Raw genomic sequence first — 21,451 nt, forward strand, 5'->3', positions numbered from 1 at the left:
GTGTCCACAACAGCCGAAGGGCGGAGGACGATGACCCGCTACCTGTTCTCCTCACACGACGGGTTCGGACTCGGCCACGTCCGACGTAACAGCCTCATCGCCCGGGCGATCCTGGCCGACGACCCGACCGCGGAAGTGATGGTCGTGACGGGCCTCCCCGTCAAGCCTTCGTGGCTCGACGATCATCGGATCGAGGTCGTTCGCGTTCCGGCCTTGCTGAAAGATGGCGACGGCACGTACCGGAATGCCGGCATGCCGTTCGAACAGGCCGTCCAGTGTCGGGCCGACATCTTCGACCAGACCATCGCGGCGTGGCGGCCCGACGTCTGCATCGTCGACCGCCACCCCTATGGCACGGCCGGCGAGCTGCGGCCTGGTCTCGATCGGGCCCGAGACCTCGGCGCTGCGGTGGTACTGGGACTGCGCGATGTGCTGGACGAGCCTGACGTCGTGCGTCGAGAGCTCGCAGGCGAGGGCTGGCGCGGCGTCGCCGACGACTTCGACGCGCTTTTGGTGTATGGACAGCAATCCCTCTGCGACCATCAACTCGAATACGGCCTGTCGGTTCCTCCGATCTATTGCGGGTGGGTCGTCGAACAGGCCGCTCCGCGCCCCCGGGCATCGAACCTCTTGGTCGTGACCGCCGGTGGTGGCGGCGACGGCGATCAAATCTTCCAACTCGGCCTCGGTCTCGCTCGTCAGCTCGTTGACCAGCGAGTCATCCTGGTGGCCGGCCCGTACGCCCGAAGCGCCGATGTCTCCGACCCGGCGCTCGAGGGCCGAGTCGAGCTGCGCCAGAACGTTCCGAGCTGCGTTTCGTTGTTCGCGGAGGCTTCTGCCGTCGTACAGATGGCGGGCTACAACTCGACCGTCGAATCACTGGCCACCGGGCTCCGCCCCGTGCTCATGCCTCGCCGCAGCCCGAGGCGCGAGCAGGCCATCAGAGCTTCCCGTCTTGCGGCGCTCGGTCTGGCCGACGTCGTCGATGAGGGAGCGGCCGTCGACGAAGTGGCGTGGCTCCTGTCGCGACCCCGTCTCCTGGCTCCGGGGCAACTCGCCGACGCCGGCCTCGACCTCGACGGCGCACGCACGGCGGCCTCCGTGCTCCGTGAACTGGCGTCGGTGGTCGCTCGATGACGCACGACGCGGCGACAGCGCGCCGCTACGTCACGCCCTACGGGCGGGCGCTGGGTGCCGGCGCTGGTCTCACACTGGTCGCCGTTGCCGTCAACCTCGCCCAACCATGGCCGATGCGCTACGTCATCGACGACGTGCTGCAAGCCGAGGGCGGTCCGCCGACCAACGCCTCGTGGCGGCTGGCACTCGCTGTTGCCTGCCTGCTCGGCCTGATCATCGTCGGTGCGTTCGTGGACTACTGGGCAACACGACTTCTGAGCAGTGCGGGGTTGAACATTGCCAATGACCTGCGGGTCGATGTCTTGGATCGGCTCCAGACGCTGTCGCTGCGATATCACTCGGCCCAGCGCGTCGGCGACCTCGTGGCGAGGGTCACCACCGACACGGGCTACGCGCAAGACATGATCGTGCAAGTGCTGGCGACACTGCTGCCGAACTTGGCGCTCGTCATCGGCATGTTCGCCGTGATGGTCAGCATCGACCCACTGTTCACACTGCTCGCCATCCTCGCCACGCCGCCCCTCTTCCTGGCAACACATCGCTCCCGGCGTGAACTCCAGCTCGCCGCACGACGTGTCCGAAAGGCAGATGGGGCCTTGGCCTCGTCGGCCACCGAGAGTCTGGGCGCGGTCCACCTCGTCCAGGCCTTCACGCTCGAACGTGATCGGCTTCGCCGGTTCTCCGCTCTCTCCGACGATTCGCTCGACGCCGGCCTGGAGTCGATCCGTCTCCAGGCAAGACTCGGCCCACTGGTCGACATCGCTGGTGCCTTCTCGACCGGGCTCGTGCTCTGGTTCGGGGCCAACCGGGTCCTGGACGGGCGTCTGACGATCGGTGTCCTCCTGGTCTTCGTCAGCTATCTGGGCTCGCTCTACAAGCCGATCAAATCGCTGTCCAAACTCGCAAACGTCGTGTCCAAGGGACGCGCCGCCACGGAACGGATCGTTGATGTCATGTCGACACCTCCCGAGATCGTCGACCGACCGACGGCACGCCCACTGCACCTACGCGGCAGCGTCGAGTTGCGAGACGTCAGCTTCTCGTATGGACGCGAACCGGTCCTCGATCGTCTGTCGCTGCGGATCGAACCCGGCCAGACGGCGGCGATCGTCGGCCCGACAGGCGCGGGCAAGAGCACCATCGCCTCGCTGGTCCCTCGCCTCATGGACGTCGACCTCGGCGCCGTGCTCGTCGACGGCGTCGACGTCCGCGACCATCAGCTGAGCTCGCTGCGCTCGCAAGTCGGCTTCGTGCTGCAGGACACACTGCTCCTCGAGGGCACCCTACGCGAGAACATCGTGTGCGCCCGACCCGGTGTGCGTGAGGAGGATGTGCGACGGGCCGCTCGCCTCGCACTGGTCGATGAGTTCTCCTGTCGTCTCCCCGATGGGCTCGACACGAGAATCGGCGAACGCGGTGCGAACCTGTCGGGCGGACAACGCCAGCGTGTGGCCATCGCCCGCGCCATCCTCCGCGATTCCCCGATCGTCATCCTCGACGAACCCACCTCGGCGCTCGACGCCGCCTCCGAGGAACTGATCGTGGCTGCCCTGGACAACCTGCCGAAGGACCGCACTCGCATCGTGATCGCCCACCGGCTCTCCACGATTCGGGACGCGGATGTGATCTTCGTTCTGAAGGGTGGCCGACTGGTGGAATCCGGAACCCACGAGGCGTTGGCTGGTTCGGGCGGGCTCTACGCACGCCTCCACGAGTTCCAGGCCGGAACCCGCCCGGCAGTGCGACTGGGCGGCCTGCGCTAACTCGGCGGCAGGTTCTGCTGGGCCCACAGTGCCGCTTGTACTCGATCGGTGACGTCGAGCCGGTGAAACACGCTGGTCAGGTGCGCCTTGACCGTGCGTTCCGAGATACCCAGCTGTCGAGCGATCTGCTTGTTCGCCAGACCCTTGCCAACCAGGGCGAGCACCTCGGCCTCGCGAGCAGTCAACTCGTTGGGGCGAGGCTGCGGGCTCATACGGGTCTCGAGCAGGAGGCGGCCGACCCTCGGATCGAGCGGCGCCTCACCGGCGCTCGCCGACCGCACCGCCGACAGGAGCTCGTCGGGGTCGATGTGCTTGAGGAGGTAGCCGCCGGCGCCGGCGTTCAGCGCATCGAGAATCCTCGACTCGTCACCGAAGGAGGTCAACACGACGATACGACTCGTCGAGTCGGTCGATGTGATCTGCCGAGTCGCCTCGACCCCGTCCATGACGGGCATCGAAAGGTCCATCAGAATGACGTCGGGATGAAGTCGATCTGCGAGATCGACCGCCTCCTGGCCGTTGCTGGCCAGCGCGACGACCTCGATGTCGTCTGCTGTTTCGAAGAGACGTTCCAGACCGTTGCGCACGATGGCGTGATCGTCGACGATCATGACGGTGATCATTGCTTGGGAACCTCCAGGCGAAGTTCGGTGCCCTTCCCGGGCACGGAGGAGACGGTCAATCGTGCGCCGCTGGACCGAACCAGCCCGTCGAGGGCGCGCAACCCGAGGTGTCCCTCACGGGGAGGACTCTCGATCGGATCGAACCCGATCCCGTCGTCGAACACGGTGAGCACTACGCAAGGCCCGGTATCGGTCAGGGTCACGTCGACTTGGGACGCCTGGGAGTGCACGATCACGTTGCGTAGACCCTCCTGCGCCGTCCGATACACGAGTTGTTTCGTGTCGAGATCGATGTTCTCGACGTTTGCCTCGATGCTGAGGCGAGTCCCGATGCCACGGGGGTCGAGGCGAGCCATCAGGTCCGACAGCGACGCCTCGAGTCCCTCTTCCTCGAGATTGGGAGGATAGATCTCGACCAGCAGCGAACGAAGCGAGCGGATCGCGTCACGCACCTGGCTACTGGCCGTGGTCACCTGTTCCTTGGCGTCGCCGTCGATCTCGCGAGCCGTCGCAGCCAGCGCGAAGGTGACACCGGCGAGATCCTGCACGACGCCATCGTGGAGATCGCTTGCGATGCGGCGGCGTTCCATGTCGGTCGCCTGGATCGCTTGCTGCAGCAAGTCCTCGCGCTGATCCTGCGTTCGCCGGAGCCGCCGGGCGATCGAGAAGACCAGAGGCCCCTGCAACATCGACAAGAAGACGAGCGACCCGAGCGTCACGGGCGCGAATCGAAGCCACGCCCGACGACCGGCTTCGGCCACGCCCTCGTAGCGGAAATAGGCCTCGAACAGCAGAGGCGTGCCGGTCGAGGTGTAGATCGGGAGGTAGACCTCGAGCAACTTGACCGCACGCTCTTCGTACTTGTTCTCCGGTTCGTCGAGATCGCTCACCTCGGCCTGTGCCTCGACATCCGACGGTCCGGCGGCAAGAAGTTCGACACTCTCGTCGTCCAGTTCGAACTGCTCTCCGATCAGGCGCCCCTCGTCGGAGTAGACGATCGTGCCATCGGCCGACCAGATCTTGACCCGGACGAGCGAACCTTGAATGACGGAGTCTCGAACGACATGATCGATCCTCGCGAGCTCGTCGGGCTCCATGGTGAGGATCGCGTCGGTGATGATGGGCTCGATGCCGGCATTGGCCGCCAGGGTGGTGACACGGGCGGCGTCTTCGATCGCCTCGTCGGTACCGAGGCTCCGGCTGGCGAATGCCGTGAGGACGGCCACCACCACGAGGGTCACGAGTGCCGTCGTTGCGTATCGAGCCATCAACCGCCACAGCGGAACCGGCGCGTCGAAGCCTCGCTGAAATGCGGCGTTGTTCCGGACGGGCATCCGCTGAACGCTACTACTCGCCATGGGTCTCACCGCCCGGGGCGTTGCTGCCGACGCGGCCCTAGCGCCGCTCGCCGGGAACGAGCGGCGCTTCGAGACGGTCAGGTCGGTGGCTCGACCCCGGCGTCTCAGCGGACCTTCACTCTTCCGGGCTCGATCTTGAAGACGTACTTCACACCGGTGTCCCGGTTGCGGAACTCGACCACGACCCGAGCGCTCGTCCCGCTGCCATCCGACTTGACCGTGTAGGTCCAGCCCGGCTCGGCGTAGGCCGCAACGAAACGTGAACGGCGACAGCGATGCGATGACGAAGCACTTCTTGACTCCCTGGTCAGACGGCCACGGTGGCCGTGATCGATCGTGCGATGTGGACGGTCGTACCTGGTAGTGGACCTTGGTACTAGTACCGTCGTTCGGTCGAGCAGCGAGGGCGCTGCCCGGACGACCGATCGGACGCCATGGCCTCATCACACATCCGCTCGTGCCTGCGCACCGCTGCCGCCGTTCTTGTCGCCGTGTGGCTTTCCGGATGCTCGAGCAGTACCGAAGACGGCGAAGTTGTTGGCACGTCGAGCTCGACCACGGCAGCGACCACCACCGTGCCGCTACCGGTCGACGAGCTGTTCGTCGATCCCGACGGGACCTACCAGCTACGTGTCCCGTCGACGTGGCAGGCGAACCACGGCCTGGTCGTCGCCGAGGTCGAGCTGTGGTTGGTCGAGGAGCCGACAGCCGGCGGTGCGCCGAACGTCAACATCCTGACGCAGCAGGCGCCGGGTCTGACGCTCAGCGAGTACCGCGACGCCAGCGTCGGCAATGCGCCCGCCGCCGGAGCCGACTTCGAAGTCCTCTCGAGCGAGCTGATCGACGGCGCAAACGGGCAGCCACTGGCGCTCATGGAATACCGCGCCGGCGAGCAGCAGTACCTCGGCGTCTTCGGGATGACCGATGCTGGCCAGGCCATCGTCGCCACCCTCACTGCCCCCGCCGACCGCTACGACGAGCTGAAGGCTGCGGTGCTTCCCGCCCTCCTGACGCTCGAACCCCTACCGGGGGCGTAGCGCCACCAAGGCAATCGGCGTCGCCTCGCCAACGCCACCCTCCTCGCTCGCGCCGTCGGCGTGCGAGGATCCGGACTACTCGCGGTCAGCGGTGGGTAGTGCTCGCCGATGACGTCTGGCATCCGAGTACCACCCGAACTGATCGAACGCGATCCCGAGGTGCTCGCACCGGCCGCCGGGCTGATCTATCTCCCGGACTCGACGCCCGGATGGACTCGGCGTCGCCGGGGTCGTGGTTTCAGCTACGCCGACGCCTTCGGCACCGCCCTGGCGGGGTCGGACCGAGCTCGGATCGAAGCGCTCGCCATTCCGCCGGCATGGACATCGGTGTGGATCTGTCCCGAGCCTGACGGCTACCTGCAAGCGACCGGCCTCGACGACGCCGGCCGCAAACAACATCGATATCACCCCGAGTTCCGCTCGTTCTGCGACGGTCGCAAGTTCGACCGTCTCCGCTACTTCGCCCGAGCCGTCGTCGTCCTCCGCAAGGCGGCAGCGGCCGGCTTGGAGGAGGAAACCGGTAGCCGAGACCACGCCATCGCTGCGGCGATCACCTTGATCGATCGATGTCTCCTTCGGGTCGGCAACCATCAATCCGCCGCCAACGGACACTTCGGCGCAACGACGCTCACGGTCGAACACGTCGTGGACGACGGCTTCATGACCCTCGACTACACTGCGAAGAGCGGAAAGACGCGAACGATCGTGGTCGAGGACGACGAGCTGGTGGACATCCTCGGAGTACTCGCGGAAGGGGCAGACCGAGAGCTCTTCTGGTTCGACGAAAGCGGTGAGCACCGACGAGCCACGGCGTCGGATGTCAATCGCTTCATCGTCGAACACGCCGGACCGGCGTTCTCTGCCAAGGACTATCGAACTTGGGGCGGCACGGCGACGGCGCTCGCCGCCCGCGCCGACGGCTGCGAGGTGCTGCATGCTGTCGATGCCGCCGCCGACGAGCTCGGAAACACCCGCGCCGTCGCCCGACGCTCCTATGTCCACCCGGTCGTCCTCGAAGCCGAGCAGCACGTCATCGACATCGCATGGTCACGTTCCCGATCGTCCCGCTGGCTCGAACGGTCCGAAAGCGCGCTGGCCAAGCTGCTGACATCGGCCGAGGGAGTCGCTGGAAGGTCGTGACTCGGCGATGTTCAGGGCCATGATGGGGCCATGGTGCTCACCGGCTACCTCGCACCCGAAGGCTTCGAACACGAACTGGCCGGCGAACTGGCTCGGGCCGGCGTTCGTGTCACCGCCCGTCACGATCGGCTGTTCCTCTCGGACGACCCGGCGATCGACGCCCGGTGGGCGGCGAACACCTGGCTCGACGCCGAATGGCTGACCGTGACCTCGATCGGTCATGCCGCCCGAGAGCTGAAGGCCCGCCAACGCAATTGGTCGGCGTACGCTCCCTCTCACGCTGGCCGATCCCGCCTCATCACCGAGAAGCTGCCACACGTTTCGTCCAAACCACTGGGCATCGGCGACGTTGCGCCGACCCCGCCACTGGGGTCGTGGATGTTGCTCGAACCCACGCTGCTGCTCGCCGCCGCCACCTGCTCCGATCCGTTTCCCAACGGTGCGCCTCGAATCGATGAGCAACGCGTCGGGCCACCGAGCCGGGCGTACCTGAAGCTGTGGGAAGCGCTCGCCCGCGCTCGCCGCTGGCCGCAGGCCGGCGAGCACTGTCTCGACCTCGGAGCGAGTCCCGGTGGATGGACCTGGCTGCTCGCCCAGACCGGAGCCGCGGTGACCGCAGTCGACAAAGCGCCCCTCGCCGACGACGTTGCTCGCCACCCGAACGTCCAGTGGGTCCAGGGTTCGGCGTTCGCCCTCGAACCGCGGGACCAGCCGGTGGTCGACTGGTTGTTCAGCGACATCATCTGTTACCCCGGCCGCTTGTTGCAGCTGGTGCAGCGATGGATCGACGCCGGCGCCGCCCGCAACATCGTGTGCACCATCAAGTTCCAGGGGGCGACCGACCACGGCGTGGTGGCTGACTTCGCTGCCATCGAGGGGGCGACCGTTCGCCACCTCCATCACAACAAGCACGAGCTGACCTTCACGCTCCTCGACATCGTGTGAGGCGAGCCCAGTCGGTGGAACGACCGCCGACCAGCACCACGCCGAGCCCGTTCACCCGGGTGATCGGGTCCGTCACCCACCCGTCCCACGGGTCGAAGCCCGGCACGGGGGTGACCGGCGAGCGCGTGATGGATCTCACCCGGGTGGAACCGCGGGGAGGCGACGACGAGTCACCTGGTCGACGATGACGATGCACTCATGCCGATCATCGACCAGCACGATGCGTTCTCGACATTCATCGCCCGACCACTGGGCGCCGAGCGTCGATCGAACAGCGAGATCGGCCAGCTCGTCGTCGCCGTTTCGCTGCTTGCCTCGCTGGGACCAGTCATCGACCTTGTCGCTGGCAACACGATCGGCGCCGGACCGGGGCGGGTGCTGTGGCTCATGACCCCGCTGGCCACCTTGGCCCTCGTGCGACCACGTCCCACCGACGTCTGGCCACACGGTGCCCCACACCGGCGGCGAACGCGGAGAACGTCGCTCGCTCCGAACCCGTCGGCGACGTGCTGGCGAATCGCCATCTGGTGGTACCCACTGAGCATCGTCGTCGCCAGCATCGTCCGGGACGGTTGGGGCAACGTCGTGCTCGACCTGATCATCGCCCTGCGCTGGCTGCCGACGATCTCACCCCTCGCGGTGCTCCCCGTCGTGGTCGCAGCGATCCTCGAGGAGGTCGGTTGGCGAGGGCGTCTCACCCCATGGCTCGAAGCCTGCGGTACGAGCCGGCCGGTGAACCACCTCATCGTTGGGGGGATGGCGGCGTGCTGGCAGCTGCCCTACGCGATGGGACACGCCCATCCGGCCGACGGGTACCCGGCAACGATCGCCACGGTGCTCGCGAGCTCGCTCGTGGCCGCCGTCGTCCGGGGCGAACTGCGTCTTGTGTCGGGATCGATCTGGCCCGGTGTCGCCATGCTCTCCATCGAGACCGCCCTGTTCGGCCATACCGTCGCCCTGACCGGGCTCACCCCCGTGGTAGCGCCGACGCCGACGCTCGACTCGATACTGCCGCTGGTGTCGGCGGCCGTGTTGGGCATCGCACTGGCGGCCCTCAGCCCCCGGGCACCCCGCTCGAATCGGTCAATAGCTCCGCCTTTTGCTGTTCGGTGAACCGCTGCAGACGGGCCATGTGCGACAGCCGCGGATAGTCACGTCCGATGCCCTTCATCATGTCGAACCAGTCGTCCTCACCGAGCATCTCGCCGAGCCGAGGCGAGTTGCGGTGCAACAGCTGAGGGTCGGTCTTCTTCGGTTCGAGGCTCCGGAAGATGCCACGGTTGAAATGCCAGTGCAGCGTGACCCGATCGGTCGGTTCGGTGCGATCCCCCTGCCAGTGCCACAGTCCGTTGGTGAAGAACACCACCGAACCCTTCGGCATCTCGATGGGGATCGCGCCGTCGGTGGCCTCACCGGGCTTGGGTCCCCTGCGGAGTCGATGCGTGCCGGGCACCACCCAGGTCGGGCCCGACGCCTCGGTCCAGTCCTCGAGCGCCCACACCCCGACGCCGGTGACCGCCCACTCGGGATATGGCTCGGGGACGAGCGCATAGTCGGTGTGGAGCGGGATCGTGCCCGGCCCCGGGCCGCGCTTGATGGCGCTGAACGAGCCGATCACCGCACCACGACCCAGCGATGCGTCGACGAGCGTCAGGAACGTTGGGTGTTGCGCGAGCCGCTCGAAGCATCGCCCCTGGTACAGCATCCAGTTCAGTGAGTCGACGCCGTGATCGACCAGCACCGCCAGTGTGGTCCGCCGGAGCTCGTCGGCGAATTCGTCCGAGATGGCTCGTTCGAGCACGGTGAACCCCTGCTCCTCCATTTCGACCACGTGGCGGTCGATGCCCTGTCGTCGAGCCCGATGCGCAAGGTCGGGATTCTCGACGGTTCGTCGACCAAGCGTGTCGTGCAGTTGCACGAGCAGTGCATCGACCTCCGGCCGGAGTTCGCCGCTCACTCGCAGCGCCTCCGACCCGTGGAGATGGGACACCTCGCGCCACATCGCGGCTCGAGCCGCCGTGGATCCGATGCCGACCCACTGGGCCGCGGCCAACGCTGCCTGATAGTCGCCTTCGACCAACAGGTCGGCCTGGTCGTCGACACCGCGCCCAACCTCCACGCTCGACCCGTCGAAACGGACGAACCACGTCGCCCGATCATCCGCGAGGGCCAGATGTAGTGGCGCGTTGTCGAAGCGTTCGCACACGGCGAACGGTCCGACGGCAGCGAGTCGCCCGTCGGACTGCGCACGCTCGAAGAAGTCCCGTGCGGCGGCGATCCAGTCGTCGGAGAGGAACTCGAGCTGATGGGGCAACGCGAACATGGGGCCTCCTTCGGTGACGGCGGTCACTCAGGCCAGTCGAGCACGTGACTTCTGACGACACCAATCGGTCGGGCGCCGGCCGCTCACGCCACCGAGACCCCGGAGGTTTGCATTCGGCGGGGATGGGCATCCCGCCCGCCATGAACCTCTCACCGTCCACTGCACTCGAAACCCTGTCCGACGACGTCGTGCCGGCCTTGGCGTCGGTCGCCGACCAGACCGTCGACCATCTCGCCGACCTGCCGTCCGCTCTCGGGACGTTCGCTGCTGCCTCGTCCACCCGTGGTTGGTTGCTTCGCGGTGTCACGACCGTCGCTCGCCGCTACCCATTGGCCGTGGGAGCTGCTGCGCTGATCGGGGGCGCCGCGTATCTGTGGCGCAAACGAGCGAACAAGGCCGGACCCAAGCCGCTGCAGTTTCCTCGGCCTGAACAGGTCAAAGACGCACCGGAGGACGCCGCGCCGAAGCTGGTCGCCCCCACCACCAGCTGAGTGCCGGCAATCATCTACGAGAGCCAGATGCCCGAGGGCTGCTCAGGCGGTCGCACCGGATCCGGGGGCGCCATGGGGCCGTCGACCGTCCCCTCATCGCTCGACCGGGCCGGCTCGAGATCGACCACGTGGTCATTGCCCGTGGCCCAACGCACGACCAGCTGACGGAACGACGCCGTCAGCTCGCAGATCATGATCGACGCTGCCATCTCGTTGGCCGCAGGCAGCCCCGCACCGTCCGACCCGCGCCGAGAACCATCCGCCTCCAGCGCCGAGCGGAAGGCCGCTTCGACCGGGGGGATCACCGACCGGAGCTGTTCGTAGGCGTCGAGCACCGCCTCCACGGGCACCGGATCGTCGCCGATCATCGACCCGAGCGCGGCCATCGCCGGATTGGCGACCTCGAAGTCGGTGCCGTCGATGCGGATCAGTCCCAGCTCCACGGCTCGGCGCAGATCGTCGCGGGAGAACGTGGTCTGATCGAAGCGCTGAGCGAGCTGGAGGGGTGAAAGGCGAACCGGACGGGGGCCCGCCAGCGGCGACCCTCCGGCGCGGCCGACCACCTCGTTGAGCGAACGGCCGGCTTCGTACGCATCGATCACGCTCTTGATCGCCGCCAGCGAGAAACCGTCGTCCTTCAGTCGCGCGATCAGCGACAGCCGCTGGCGGTGCACGTCGCCGTAGTAGCCGACGCGGCCGCGGCGTTCAGGCGAGGGCAGCAACCCTCGGTGTTGGTAGAGCCGCACCGTCGACGTGGGGAGCGACGCTTCACGCGCCAACTCGTCGATCGTCAGGTCGGCGTCCTCGGGCATGTGGACATCATGCCAGCTCCGACCCGTTCAATGGACACACTTGTTGTTTCGACATGCGTGATGCAGACGAATCGAGTCATCATCGCGTGAGTGACCACCATGTGAGTGATAACTCGCATGGTGGAAGCTGGTGGGGTTGCGTCGTCGGTCGCGCGTCGACGCTCACCGCGGTCGTAGGCCGTCAACCACGAGATCCGCCACCCACCGGGCATGGGCGTCGATCGCCTCGCTCGACAGCTCGTCACCGGTCAGCTTCGCCACCAGCGGACCATGAGCGGCTGGTGCCGTCGCCCCGTGCGCGAGCAGGAAGAACAGGCTCGTCGGGGCCACCGAATCGAACGCTCCGGTCGGGGCCAACCTGGCAACGAGCGCCGCCAGGCCGCGAGCCGACGGACCGATGTATCGGTCGTGCAGATAGTCCAACCGCTCGCCGGGCAATGACGCTTCGGTGTTCACCAGGCGGAACAGCGCCGGCTGGCGACAGTTGATGGTCACGAACGCCACGATCACCCGGTGTAATACCTCGAGCGGGTCGTCGCCCGGGGTGGCCCGATCGGCGATGGCGTGGAGCTCATCATCGACCCCGCCGATCCAGTGATCGACCACGGCCCGCCAGAGGTCCAGCTTCGAGCCGAACCGGCGATGCAGGTAGTTGTGGCTCACGCCGAGCGTCTCGTTGAGATCGCGAACCGACATCGAGTCGAATCCCTTGGCCGCGAACGCATCGAGCGCAGCCTGCATGATCTCGACCTGCCCGACCGGCTCCGCTCCCGCCGGCGGCCGCCCCCGCAACCGACGCTCGCCCCGTCGACTCGTGCTCTCCTGGCCCACACTCCCTCCACTCACCATCTCCACCTACACCATGTCCGCCGGGCCGGGTTCGATGCCCAGTGCCGCCCGGCCGGCGATCTGCGTCGCCCGGTCCCAGTCGAAGATCACGTGCCCCTTCAGCACCTCGACGTCGCGCTGCAACCGTTGGAAGGGTGAATCGGCGAAGTAGACCGACGCACCCGATCCCTCGCCGATCGAGCCGATCAGCTCGCGCACCGACCGCACCGTGTAGGCCGCGGCGAGGCGCAGGTCGACTCGCTCCTCGAGCGTCAACGGACCGGCGGTCGGGACGGCAGCAAGGCGGGCGATCGCCCGGTCCCAGTTGGCTCGCGTCGCCGCGAGTTGGGTCATGACGGCGCCGAGCCGAGCTTGCGACACCGGCTGGTCCTTCGCTCGATCGCCGAGGGAGTAGGCGAGCACCCGGCCGGCAATGCGCTCACGGAACAGGTCCACCGCCGCCTCGGCCGCTCCCAGCGCCGGGGCTGCGGCCATCAGCGCCAACACCTGGGGTACCGGGAGCCCGGCCATGGCGTCGCCCTCGATCTCACCGCTGCCGAACATCAGCCCCGCCGACGGCAGCGTCCGGTGCTCAGGGACGAACACGTCGTCGAGGTGCACGGCGTCACTCCCCGTGCCCCGCATGCCCGAGGTGTGCCAGACGTCTTCGATGGTGACCTCGTCCACCCGCACCACGACGAACCGAGTGGCGAACTCCGGTTCGGTCTGCACGGCGTGCACCATCACCCACTCGCCGTGATGCACACCGGTGGCCCATTCCCACCGACCGCTGACCCGATAGCCGCCGTCGACGGCGGTCAGTGTGCCGGTCGGCGCCAGCGGCGCCGGGGCGAGCGCCCACGGTTGCTCGGCGAAGAACTCCGCTCGTGCCGCTTCGCCGAACTTGGTCAGCAACCACGAATGCATGACGAGGAACGAGATCGTCCACGCCGAGGCCGGGCAGCCCTGGGCGAGCCGCCGAGTGCCGTGTGCCAGTTCGGTGATGCCGAGACCGTGGCCGCCCAACCCTGTGGGCATCACCAGCCGCCACAGGTCGGCCTCGGTCACCTCGTCGATCAGCGACGGCGGGAGCCGGCGCAGCCTCTCGGCTTCGTCAGCCGCAGCGGCGGCAGAGCCGGCCAGCGCGGCACACCGTGACATGACCTCGTCGTACTCCAATTGCGTCACCGGCGTCCTCCGTCTCGTTGGGGTAGCGACGATGGCGCACAGACTCGGCCGAAAAGTTGTCACCCGTCAACTTCTCACCCAAACCCGCAGCAACATTGGCGAGTTGACACCTCTGAGCGGCATCAACTCTCCAAAGTTGCTGGGCGGTGGCGAAGCATTTGCTCTAGTTTCCCTTGGCGCCGAGCAGGGACCGCTCGGGGCGGCCGAGATGCGGCTGAGTGAGGAACACGGGAGAACACGCGTGCGCTGGATCGAAGACAATGTCATGAACGACCGCTTTCCGTTCTGGACACGAGCGAACGTCGGCGAGGTGCTGCCTGAGCCTCCCAGCCCGCTGGGATGGGACCTGGTGTGGGAGACCGGGACCCTCGAGGGCTGGCGCCACTGCTACGTCGAGCGACTCGGCATGGGTCCCGACGAGCTGTCGCCAGGCCGGCCGGAAGTGACCGGCATGTTCGGCGGGTATGCCTACCTCGGCGCCACCGCCACCCGCATCTGGGCCGAGCGCACGCCGGGCATGGACGCCGGCATGATCGATGCGGCCTACTACGGCGACCATCCCGACGTTCCGCCCTATGTCGCCGAGCCCTGGCACCACCGCCCGGAGACCACCACGCACATGGAGGGATGGCTCGGCTGGGTGATGGGCTCGTTCGACCAGTCCGAACTCCAAGCCGATCGCGTTACGGCCGATGCGGCCCGGGCCAGCCGCCCCGATCTCACTGCAGCCTCCGACGCCGACCTGATCGCTCGGGCCCGTTCCTTCGCCCCGACGATCAAGGACATGTTCAGCCAGCACATCAACCAGAGCGGAGCGGCGTCGATCGGGCCCGGCACGCTCGGCGCCATCGCCACGGCGATGGGCGATCCGACCTTGACGTTGCGACTCATCGGTGGACTGGGCGACGTCGACTCGGCCGCCCCGAGCTATGCCATGTGGGAGTTGTCTCGAACCGTTCGAAGCTCGGCGACGCTCCGGGACGCATTCGGGAACGGACACCAGGGTCTCACCGCCTGGCTCCGGACCTCGGATGATCCCGACGTCAGGGCCTTCGTCGCCGATCTCGATGCCTTCCTCGCCGAGTTCGGCTCGCGCGGGCCCAACGAGTGGGACATCCACTCCGACGTCTGGGAGACCAAGCCCGACCTGGTGCTCGCCCTGGTCGACCGGATGCGACTCGCTCCCGACGACGCGGCACCGGGAACGAGCCACGCCGCCCGCGAAGCCGAACGTGAGGCGCTCGTCTCTTCGGTGAACGAGGCGCTCGCCGGCGACCCGGAAACCCAAGGGTTGTTCAACGCCGCCATCACCTCCGCCAAGACCTTCGTGCCCGGACGTGAGCGGTCGAAGACCTCCATCATCAAGGTCATCCACGAGGTTCGGATGGCCGTGTTCGAGCTGGGGCGGCGTGCGGTCGCCGCCGGGGCGCTGGCCCATCCCGCCGACATCTGCCTCCTGTTCGACGATGAGCTCGAGGCCTTCATGGCCGATCCCACCTCATTCGCCGACACGATCGCCGAACGCCAGGCTCATCTCGAGCACCTCAAGTCGATCGAGCCGCCGTTCATCATCAACGAGACCGTGCCACCGATCGACACCTGGCCGCAGCGTGCCGACCACGGTTTCTCACCACTCGCCGTCGGTGAAGTGCTGGCCGGACTCCCTGGGTGTTCCGGTACGTATCGCGGAACGGCCCGGGTCATCCTCGATCCGAGCGAGCCCGGAGATCTCGACCATGGCGATGTCCTCATCGCGCCTCACACCGACCCGGCGTGGACCCCCCTGTTCGTCGCCGCCGGTGCCGTGGTGGTCAACGTTGGCGCAGCACTGAGCCACGCCATCATCGTGAGCCGCGAGCTCGGCCTTCCGTGCGTGGTGTCGGCGACCGACGCCACCATGCGCATCCCCGATGGTGCCGAAATCGAGGTCAATGGCGATACGGGTGCGGTGACCGTGGTCTCACTCCCGTGACGCTCAATCGATGAGCGTGTTGGCGAAGATCTGCCAGGCCAACACGCTCTTCGCCACCAAGCTGAGCACGATGTAGACGACCTCGCCGAACAGGTAATCGGCCCACCGCCCGACCTGGCGGTACTGCAACCACTGGTTGACGGCGAACGTATTGAAGAACACGAAGATGCTCACGATGATCCCGTACACGAAGGTTGGCGGGCCCTGCGCCCCGGCCTGGTTCAGGTTGACGACCAGGTAGGCCGCGATGGCGACCCAGGGCCCGATGCCGGCGACGCATCCGAACCAGAAGGGCGTCCACCATGTGCGGTGATCGGGAGCATTGACCATCTCCATCAACCAGCCGAACAGGATCATGGCGATGTTGGCGAACGCCAGCGCGATGAGCGCAGCGAGGTCGAGGATGCCGGTCACCATGGCGATGAGCACGATCATCAACGTGGCCGACAGCGAGTACTCGACCCATCGGAAGCGGTTCCGGCCCCGTCGTAGTTCCGCCCCGTAGCCTCGGAACCCGACGGGTGAGGCGATCAGGAAGTGGAAGAACGCCGAGAGGAACAGGAAGAGTGCCGTGCCCCACGCCAGCGGCACCTCGGTCGCCTGTGAAAGCGTCCCTTGCGCCACCGGCGTTCCCGGCGGACCGTTCAGGTTCAGGGTCGTGACGCTCAACGAGAAGTCGTTGCCGAGCACGACCATGGCGAGGCCCGAGACCAGGTGCAGCGCACCCATGACGAGGTTGAAGCGTCGGAGCCTGGCCAATCGGTGATCAGGGACGTCGACCGTCGGGCGGTTGAAATCGATGAGGGCACGGGTCACGGCGTTCCTTTCACGAGGCTGACCGCCCCATCGTCGCCGATCGCCGCCCGATGGGACGGATCGAGGGTCAGCCCGGTGAGCGACGCTGCATGAACAGTGAGGCGACCAGCGACATGACCACCTCATCGTGCTGGTTGAGCAGTTCCTCGTCGAAGGTCACCACGCCGCGGTCCGGTTTCGACTTCGACGTGCGCACCTCTCGCACCGTCAACCGGAGGCGGAGCCGATCGCCTGCACGCACCGGTGCTCGCCATCGCAGTTCGTCGACACCCGGGGAACCCATGCTCGAGGGACCGAGAAAGGCGGTGAGCAGACGCATCATCACCGAACCGGTGTGCCACCCGCTGGCGATGATGCCGCCGTAGATACTCGCTGCGGCGGCGGCCTCGTCGACGTGGAACGGCTGAGGATCGAACTCCTCGGCGAACGACCGGATCCGGTCGGCCGTCATCTCGTGTGCCGCCGAGATGAACGACTCCCCGACCGACCAGTCCTCGAAGTACCGCTCACGAAGCTCGGTCATGACCGCCGCTCATCCCGCCGTGAACACGAAGTGGTCCTCCATTGCCGACTCGACGTCGGCGATATGGTCGATGTAGCGGTGGAAACCACCGTTGTAATTGCCGTCTTGTCGCCGGTTCTCCTCGCCCTCGAAGTTGTAGTAGCCGGGGGTGCAGTCCTGGTTGCGCGTGGTCTTGCCCCGGTGGGCGATCACCTCGTCGACCCACATCTGCTCGCTCTCGGGTCGCACGTCGATGGTGTCGAACTCGTTGCGGCGGGCGATGTCGATGCAGGTCGCGATGTGGTCACCCTGCACCTGGAGCAGGTCGGTGAGGTTGAACTGGAACGAGGCCTGGTAGCCGCCCATCACGAACAGGTTCGGGTAGCCGTGGGTGTGGATGCCGAGCAAGGTGCGAATGCCATCGGCGTACTTGTCGTTGAGATCGAGTCCGCCCTCGCCGATGATCCGGTTGTAGATGCCGGTCTGCTGGACCTCGAAGCCGGTTGCGTAGATCAGCAGGTCGACCTCGTACTCCACCCCATCGAAGATCGGGCCCTTCGGTCCGATCTCGGTGATCCCTTGCCCGTGGGTGTCTACCAGACGGACATTCGGCCGGTTGAAGGTGGGCAGGTAGTCGTTGTGGAAGCAGGGACGCTTGCACATCAGCATGTACCACGGCTTCAACGACTCGGCCGTTTCCGGATCGTCGACGATCTCGTCGATCCGACGATGGATGCGCATCATGGCGTCGATGTTGGCGTTCTCCTGACGCCGGACCTTCTCTTCCTTGGTGATGCCTCGCAGGGTGCCGCGGCGCTCCGCCTGGGCCCGCTGCTTCGAGATGATCTTCTCCCGCCGCTTGGCCTGCCACCCCGGCTCGAGTGAGGCCGCCCACTCGGGATCGGTCGCCCAGTCGTCGCGGAAGTCGATCGACGACGGTGTCCGCTGGAACACGATCAGTTCCTTGGCGTTGGCACCGAGATTCGGCACGATCTGCACCGCACTGGCGCCGGTGCCGATGATGCCGACTCGCAGATCGGCGAGCTTCTCGAGATCGGCGCCGGTGAAGTCGTAGTCCCACCGAGACGTGTGGAACGAGTGACCCTCGAAGGTGTCCATCCCGTCGATCCGGGCGAGCTTGGGCTTCGAGAGCGTGCCGTTCGCACACACGACGTACTTCGCCCGCATCGTGTCGCCGCGGTCGGTCGTGAGATGCCAACGCTGCGTCGAGTCGTCCCACACGGTCGAGGTCACCGTGGTCTGGAAGACCGCAAGATCGTAGAGGTCGTACTTGCGGGCAATCGCCTGACAGTGGGCGAAGATCTCAGGCCCCTCGGCGTAGTGGCGGGTCGGCACGTACTCCATCTCGTCGAGCAGCGGCAGGTAGTCGTAGGCGACGACATCACAGGCGATGCCGGGATAGCGATTCCAGTACCAGGTCCCCCCGACATCGGCGCCGCGCTCGACGATCCGGATGCTCTCGACACCCTTCTCGCGCAACCGTGCCGAGGTGAGCAGCGCCGAGAACCCACCCCCGATGAAGAGCACCTCGACCTCGTCGTCGATCGGCTCCCGCTCGATGTGCTCGGTAGCGTGGGGGTCGGTCTCGTAATGCGCGAGCTCGCCTTCGAGCGGCACGTACTGGGTGGTGCCCGGCGGCCGGTAGCCGAGCCGGAGGTCTCGCTCCTCGGCGAACTTCGCCTTGATCTCGTCGTAGTACTCCTGGGGCGGACGTTCGCCCTCCTTCGTATCCGAGATGTCGAAACGGAACGGATTCTGCGGCTTCTGGTCGGCCATGGCGATGCCTCTCGATCAGTGGGACACGGCGTGGCCGTCCCGTGGCCTCGCCGCATCCCTGGTCGGTCCCGGGCGACATCATCCTCCGCAGCCGACACTTCGTTCAATTCGGCGCAGCACTCGGAAGTGACTAGGGTCACAGCGCATGGCACGAGTTGGTGATTCCACGTCGATCGGCCAGCGGCCGCTGAGCGGTCTCCGGGTCCTCGACCTCTCCCGAGTCTTTGCCGGCCCCGTCGCCGGTCGCGTCTTGTCCGATCTCGGCGCCGAGGTGGTCAAGGTCGAACCACCCGAAGGCGATGTCACGCGTCTGTGGGGACGAAAGCGCGGTGGCGTCTCCACCTATTTCCTCCAGCAGAACTGCGGCAAGGAGAACATCTGCATCGACCTGCGCTCGGAAGGCGGCCCTCGCCTGATCGCCGAACTGGCCAGTGCAGCCGACGTGGTCATCGAGAACTTCCGGCCGGGTGTCATGGCCAAATACGGCCTCGACTGGGCGGCGCTCTCGGCCGATCATCCCGAACTCGTGATGCTGTCGATCAGCGGGTTCGGCCAGGAGGGCCCCGAGTCGCATCGCGCCGCCTACGCCGGCGTCATCCATGCCGAGACCGGACTCGTCGATCAGAACACCGACTACTGGCCGGTCGATGTCACCTTCAGCGCCGCCGACGTGCTGTCGGGCATGCACGGTGTCGTTGCCGTCCTCGCCGCCCTTCGGATGCGAGACCTGACCGGCGTCGGACAGCACATCGACCTCGCCATGACCGACGCCATGGTGTTCTCCAATGACAAGGTGATCGACAGCCTCGACGGCGTTCATCGTGAACCCATGGGCGGCGAGATCTGGCAGACGGCCGGCGGCAAGATCACGTTGGTCGGTGGGCTGCGCTGGATCTGGCACCAGCTCTCGAACGGCTACGGGCTGGTCGACCCCACGCCGGCCGATGCCGACCTCGAGGTCAAGCTCGCCTCGCGGCGGGCGATCATCACCGAGTTCCTGTGCTCGCTCCCCGACCGCGAGGCGGTGCTGGCCGCACTCGACAACGTCAACCTGGCGTGGGGCGAACTGCGCGAGCTGCGCTCGGTCCTCGAATCGCCCACGATCCAACATCGCCAGACCGTGGCGGTGGTCGACGACCGCGAGGGCGGCACGCGTGAAGTCGTACGCACGCCCTATCGCATGTCGGGCGCCGACACCAGTGATGTCGGCATCCCCGCGTTCCGGGGCGAGCACAACGGGCGAGTGCTCGAACAATGGCTCGGCGCCGACCAGACCTCGATCCAACAACTCGTCACCGATGGGGTGATCCTCGCCGACGAATGGACACTCGGAACGGCGGAGCCGACCCGTCGCCGGTCGCAATGAGCGAGTCCGACGCCAATCTCCTTCGGCGCCTGGCCGACGAGTCGGCGCTGCGAGAGCTGATCCACGCCTACGCGTTCGGGCTCGACCACCAAGACTGGGAGCTGTGGCGATCCATCTTCCTCGACGAGGTGGTCATCGACATGACCGACGTCGAACCGGAACCGCTCCCCCGCCTCCTGCCCGTCGAGAAACACGTACGTGCCGTCGAGCGCATGTTCGCCCGCTTCGATGCCACCCAGCACTTCATCGGCTCGCATCGCTATGCGATCGACGGGGATCACGCCGTCATCACCGCCCACATGCGTGCCGAGCACTGGCTGACCTCCGACCGAGGGGGCGACAAGTACACGATGTTCGGCACCTACATCGACGAGGCCGTCCGAACACCGGACGGCTGGAAGCTGGCCAAGGTGAAGCTCTCGCTCATCCGACAGGAGGGCAATCGCGACATCATGCGCATGGCCTCACGCCGACCGCACCCCGACCAACGGAGCAACTGATGAACCGTCTCGACGGCAAGGTCGCCATCATCACCGGCGCCGCGAGCGGCATCGGCGCGGCCAGCGCCCGCCTGTTCGCCGCCGAAGGTGCCAAGGTGTTGATCGCCGACATGCACGAACCGAACGGCAAGGCCCTCGCCGACGAGCTCGGCAACGATGTCGCATTCCTCCGGGTCGACGTCACTCGCGAAGAGCAGGTGGCGGCAGCGGTCGACGACGCGATGGCCCGCTGGGGGCGTCTCGACGTGATGTTCAACAACGCCGGGTTCGGTGGCGCGCTCGGCCCGATCGAAGGCACGACCGTCGAGGAGTTCGACCTCACGTTCGACGTGTTGCTGAAGGGGGTCTTTCTCGGGATCAAGCACGCGGCACCCGCCATGCGCACCAGCGGTGGCGGGTCGATCATCAACACCGCCTCCGTCGCCGGACTCCAAGCCGGTTGGTCGCCGCACCTCTACAGCGTCGCCAAGGCGGCCGTGATCCACCTCACCAAGTCGGTCGCACTCGAGCTGGGGGCCGACGGCATTCGAGTCAACGCCATCTGCCCGGGGATCATCGCCACCCCGCTTGCCGCCGGTCGGGCCGGCACCCCTCAGGAAACGCTCGACAAGATGAAGCGTGCGCTCGGCGCATCCCAGGTGCTCGGGCGCATCGGGGACCCACTCGACATCGCCCAGGCTGCGCTCTACCTGGCGAGTGATGACTCGAGCTTCGTCACCGGCCACGCCCAGGTCGTCGACGGGGGCGCCTTCGCCGGAAAGCCGTGGGCCAAGCAGGGTGAGTGGATCACCGAGCACCGTCCGATTCGGATGTATCGACCCGAAGGGCGTTGACCGATCCCCTCGCTGTGCGC

At 66.8% G+C, this 21,451-nt stretch carries 20 protein-coding genes; 11 read left to right on the forward strand and 9 right to left on the reverse strand.

Annotated elements, in window-relative coordinates:
- The first annotated feature begins 30 nt into the window (after positions 1-30).
- Together R2733_08870 and R2733_08875 are read left to right on the forward strand one after the other, a co-directional pair.
- Positions 31-1,137, forward strand: coding sequence for a hypothetical protein (locus R2733_08870; GenBank protein MEZ5376609.1), 1,107 nt, complete (start codon positions 31-33; stop codon positions 1,135-1,137).
- Positions 1,134-2,900: an ABC transporter ATP-binding protein gene (locus R2733_08875; protein ID MEZ5376610.1), complete on the forward strand. Its 1,767-nt coding sequence runs from the start codon at positions 1,134-1,136 to the stop codon at positions 2,898-2,900. The genes R2733_08870 and R2733_08875 overlap by 4 nt, the downstream gene beginning before the upstream one ends.
- Here R2733_08875 and R2733_08880 read toward each other — a convergent pair.
- Together R2733_08880 and R2733_08885 are read right to left on the reverse strand one after the other, a co-directional pair.
- Positions 2,897-3,523: a response regulator transcription factor gene (locus R2733_08880; GenBank protein ID MEZ5376611.1), complete on the reverse strand. Its 627-nt coding sequence runs from the start codon at positions 3,521-3,523 to the stop codon at positions 2,897-2,899. The two genes, R2733_08875 and R2733_08880, sit on opposite strands and share 4 nt — an antisense overlap.
- Positions 3,520-4,857 carry a sensor histidine kinase gene (locus tag R2733_08885; protein ID MEZ5376612.1) on the reverse strand — a complete coding sequence of 446 codons (1,338 nt, stop codon included), beginning with the start codon at positions 4,855-4,857 and terminating at the stop codon, positions 3,520-3,522. The genes R2733_08880 and R2733_08885 overlap by 4 nt, the downstream gene beginning before the upstream one ends.
- A gap of 458 nt (positions 4,858-5,315) precedes the next feature.
- Here R2733_08885 and R2733_08890 point away from each other — a divergent pair, with 458 nt between their 5' ends.
- From R2733_08890 to R2733_08905, 4 genes are all read left to right on the forward strand, one after another.
- Positions 5,316-5,918: a hypothetical protein gene (locus tag R2733_08890; protein MEZ5376613.1), complete on the forward strand. Its 603-nt coding sequence runs from the start codon at positions 5,316-5,318 to the stop codon at positions 5,916-5,918.
- Positions 5,919-6,026: 108 nt separating this feature from the next.
- The gene (locus R2733_08895) at positions 6,027-7,058 is read left to right on the forward strand and encodes a hypothetical protein (protein MEZ5376614.1); all 1,032 of its coding nucleotides are present in this window, start codon (positions 6,027-6,029) and stop codon (positions 7,056-7,058) included.
- A gap of 30 nt (positions 7,059-7,088) precedes the next feature.
- Positions 7,089-8,003, forward strand: coding sequence for an SAM-dependent methyltransferase (locus R2733_08900; protein MEZ5376615.1), 915 nt, complete (start codon positions 7,089-7,091; stop codon positions 8,001-8,003).
- 198 nt (positions 8,004-8,201) lie between these two features.
- Positions 8,202-9,116 (forward strand): CPBP family glutamic-type intramembrane protease, encoded by a 915-nt coding sequence (locus R2733_08905; GenBank protein MEZ5376616.1) that lies wholly within the window; start codon positions 8,202-8,204, stop codon positions 9,114-9,116.
- On the opposite strand, the gene R2733_08910 is transcribed toward R2733_08905, so the two are convergent.
- Positions 9,058-10,326: a phytanoyl-CoA dioxygenase family protein gene (locus R2733_08910; GenBank protein ID MEZ5376617.1), complete on the reverse strand. Its 1,269-nt coding sequence runs from the start codon at positions 10,324-10,326 to the stop codon at positions 9,058-9,060. The genes R2733_08905 and R2733_08910 overlap by 59 nt on opposite strands.
- A gap of 44 nt (positions 10,327-10,370) precedes the next feature.
- Between R2733_08910 and R2733_08915 the strand changes: the two genes are divergently transcribed.
- A complete protein-coding gene (locus R2733_08915; protein MEZ5376618.1) occupies positions 10,371-10,817 on the forward strand; it encodes a hypothetical protein in 447 nt (148 codons plus the stop codon).
- 14 nt (positions 10,818-10,831) lie between these two features.
- Here the strand turns inward: R2733_08915 and R2733_08920 are convergent, their stop codons facing one another.
- The 3 genes from R2733_08920 to R2733_08930 form a co-directional block, all read right to left on the reverse strand.
- Positions 10,832-11,629: a MerR family transcriptional regulator gene (locus R2733_08920; GenBank protein MEZ5376619.1), complete on the reverse strand. Its 798-nt coding sequence runs from the start codon at positions 11,627-11,629 to the stop codon at positions 10,832-10,834.
- Between the two features lie 162 nt (positions 11,630-11,791).
- Positions 11,792-12,475, reverse strand: coding sequence for a TetR/AcrR family transcriptional regulator (locus R2733_08925; protein MEZ5376620.1), 684 nt, complete (start codon positions 12,473-12,475; stop codon positions 11,792-11,794).
- Between the two features lie 9 nt (positions 12,476-12,484).
- On the reverse strand, positions 12,485-13,645 hold the full coding sequence (locus R2733_08930; GenBank protein ID MEZ5376621.1) for an acyl-CoA dehydrogenase family protein: 1,161 nt from the start codon (positions 13,643-13,645) through the stop codon (positions 12,485-12,487).
- A gap of 265 nt (positions 13,646-13,910) precedes the next feature.
- Here R2733_08930 and R2733_08935 point away from each other — a divergent pair, with 265 nt between their 5' ends.
- Entirely contained in the window at positions 13,911-15,617 is a 1,707-nt protein-coding gene (locus R2733_08935; GenBank protein MEZ5376622.1) for a PEP-utilizing enzyme, read from the forward strand.
- Positions 15,618-15,620: 3 nt separating this feature from the next.
- Here the strand turns inward: R2733_08935 and heR are convergent, their stop codons facing one another.
- From heR to R2733_08950, 3 genes are all read right to left on the reverse strand, one after another.
- The gene (gene heR, locus R2733_08940) at positions 15,621-16,433 is read right to left on the reverse strand and encodes a heliorhodopsin HeR (GenBank protein MEZ5376623.1); all 813 of its coding nucleotides are present in this window, start codon (positions 16,431-16,433) and stop codon (positions 15,621-15,623) included.
- 67 nt (positions 16,434-16,500) lie between these two features.
- Positions 16,501-16,956, reverse strand: a complete 456-nt coding sequence (locus R2733_08945) for a MaoC family dehydratase (GenBank protein MEZ5376624.1) — start codon at positions 16,954-16,956, stop codon at positions 16,501-16,503.
- A gap of 9 nt (positions 16,957-16,965) precedes the next feature.
- The gene (locus R2733_08950) at positions 16,966-18,732 is read right to left on the reverse strand and encodes an NAD(P)/FAD-dependent oxidoreductase (protein MEZ5376625.1); all 1,767 of its coding nucleotides are present in this window, start codon (positions 18,730-18,732) and stop codon (positions 16,966-16,968) included.
- A gap of 145 nt (positions 18,733-18,877) precedes the next feature.
- On the opposite strand from R2733_08950, the gene R2733_08955 reads away from it, so the two are divergent.
- Genes R2733_08955 through R2733_08965 form a run of 3 tightly spaced genes read left to right on the forward strand, consistent with a single transcriptional unit; the run spans position 18,878 to position 21,431 of the window.
- Positions 18,878-20,098, forward strand: a complete 1,221-nt coding sequence (locus R2733_08955; GenBank protein ID MEZ5376626.1) for a CaiB/BaiF CoA-transferase family protein — start codon at positions 18,878-18,880, stop codon at positions 20,096-20,098.
- Entirely contained in the window at positions 20,095-20,598 is a 504-nt protein-coding gene (locus R2733_08960; protein MEZ5376627.1) for a nuclear transport factor 2 family protein, read from the forward strand. The genes R2733_08955 and R2733_08960 overlap by 4 nt, the downstream gene beginning before the upstream one ends.
- Positions 20,598-21,431 carry a glucose 1-dehydrogenase gene (locus R2733_08965; GenBank protein ID MEZ5376628.1) on the forward strand — a complete coding sequence of 278 codons (834 nt, stop codon included), beginning with the start codon at positions 20,598-20,600 and terminating at the stop codon, positions 21,429-21,431. The genes R2733_08960 and R2733_08965 overlap by 1 nt, the downstream gene beginning before the upstream one ends.
- Positions 21,432-21,451: the final 20 nt, after the last annotated feature.

The organism is Acidimicrobiales bacterium (assembly GCA_041394265.1).
Classification (GTDB): Bacteria; Actinomycetota; Acidimicrobiia; order Acidimicrobiales; family SZUA-35; genus JBBQUN01.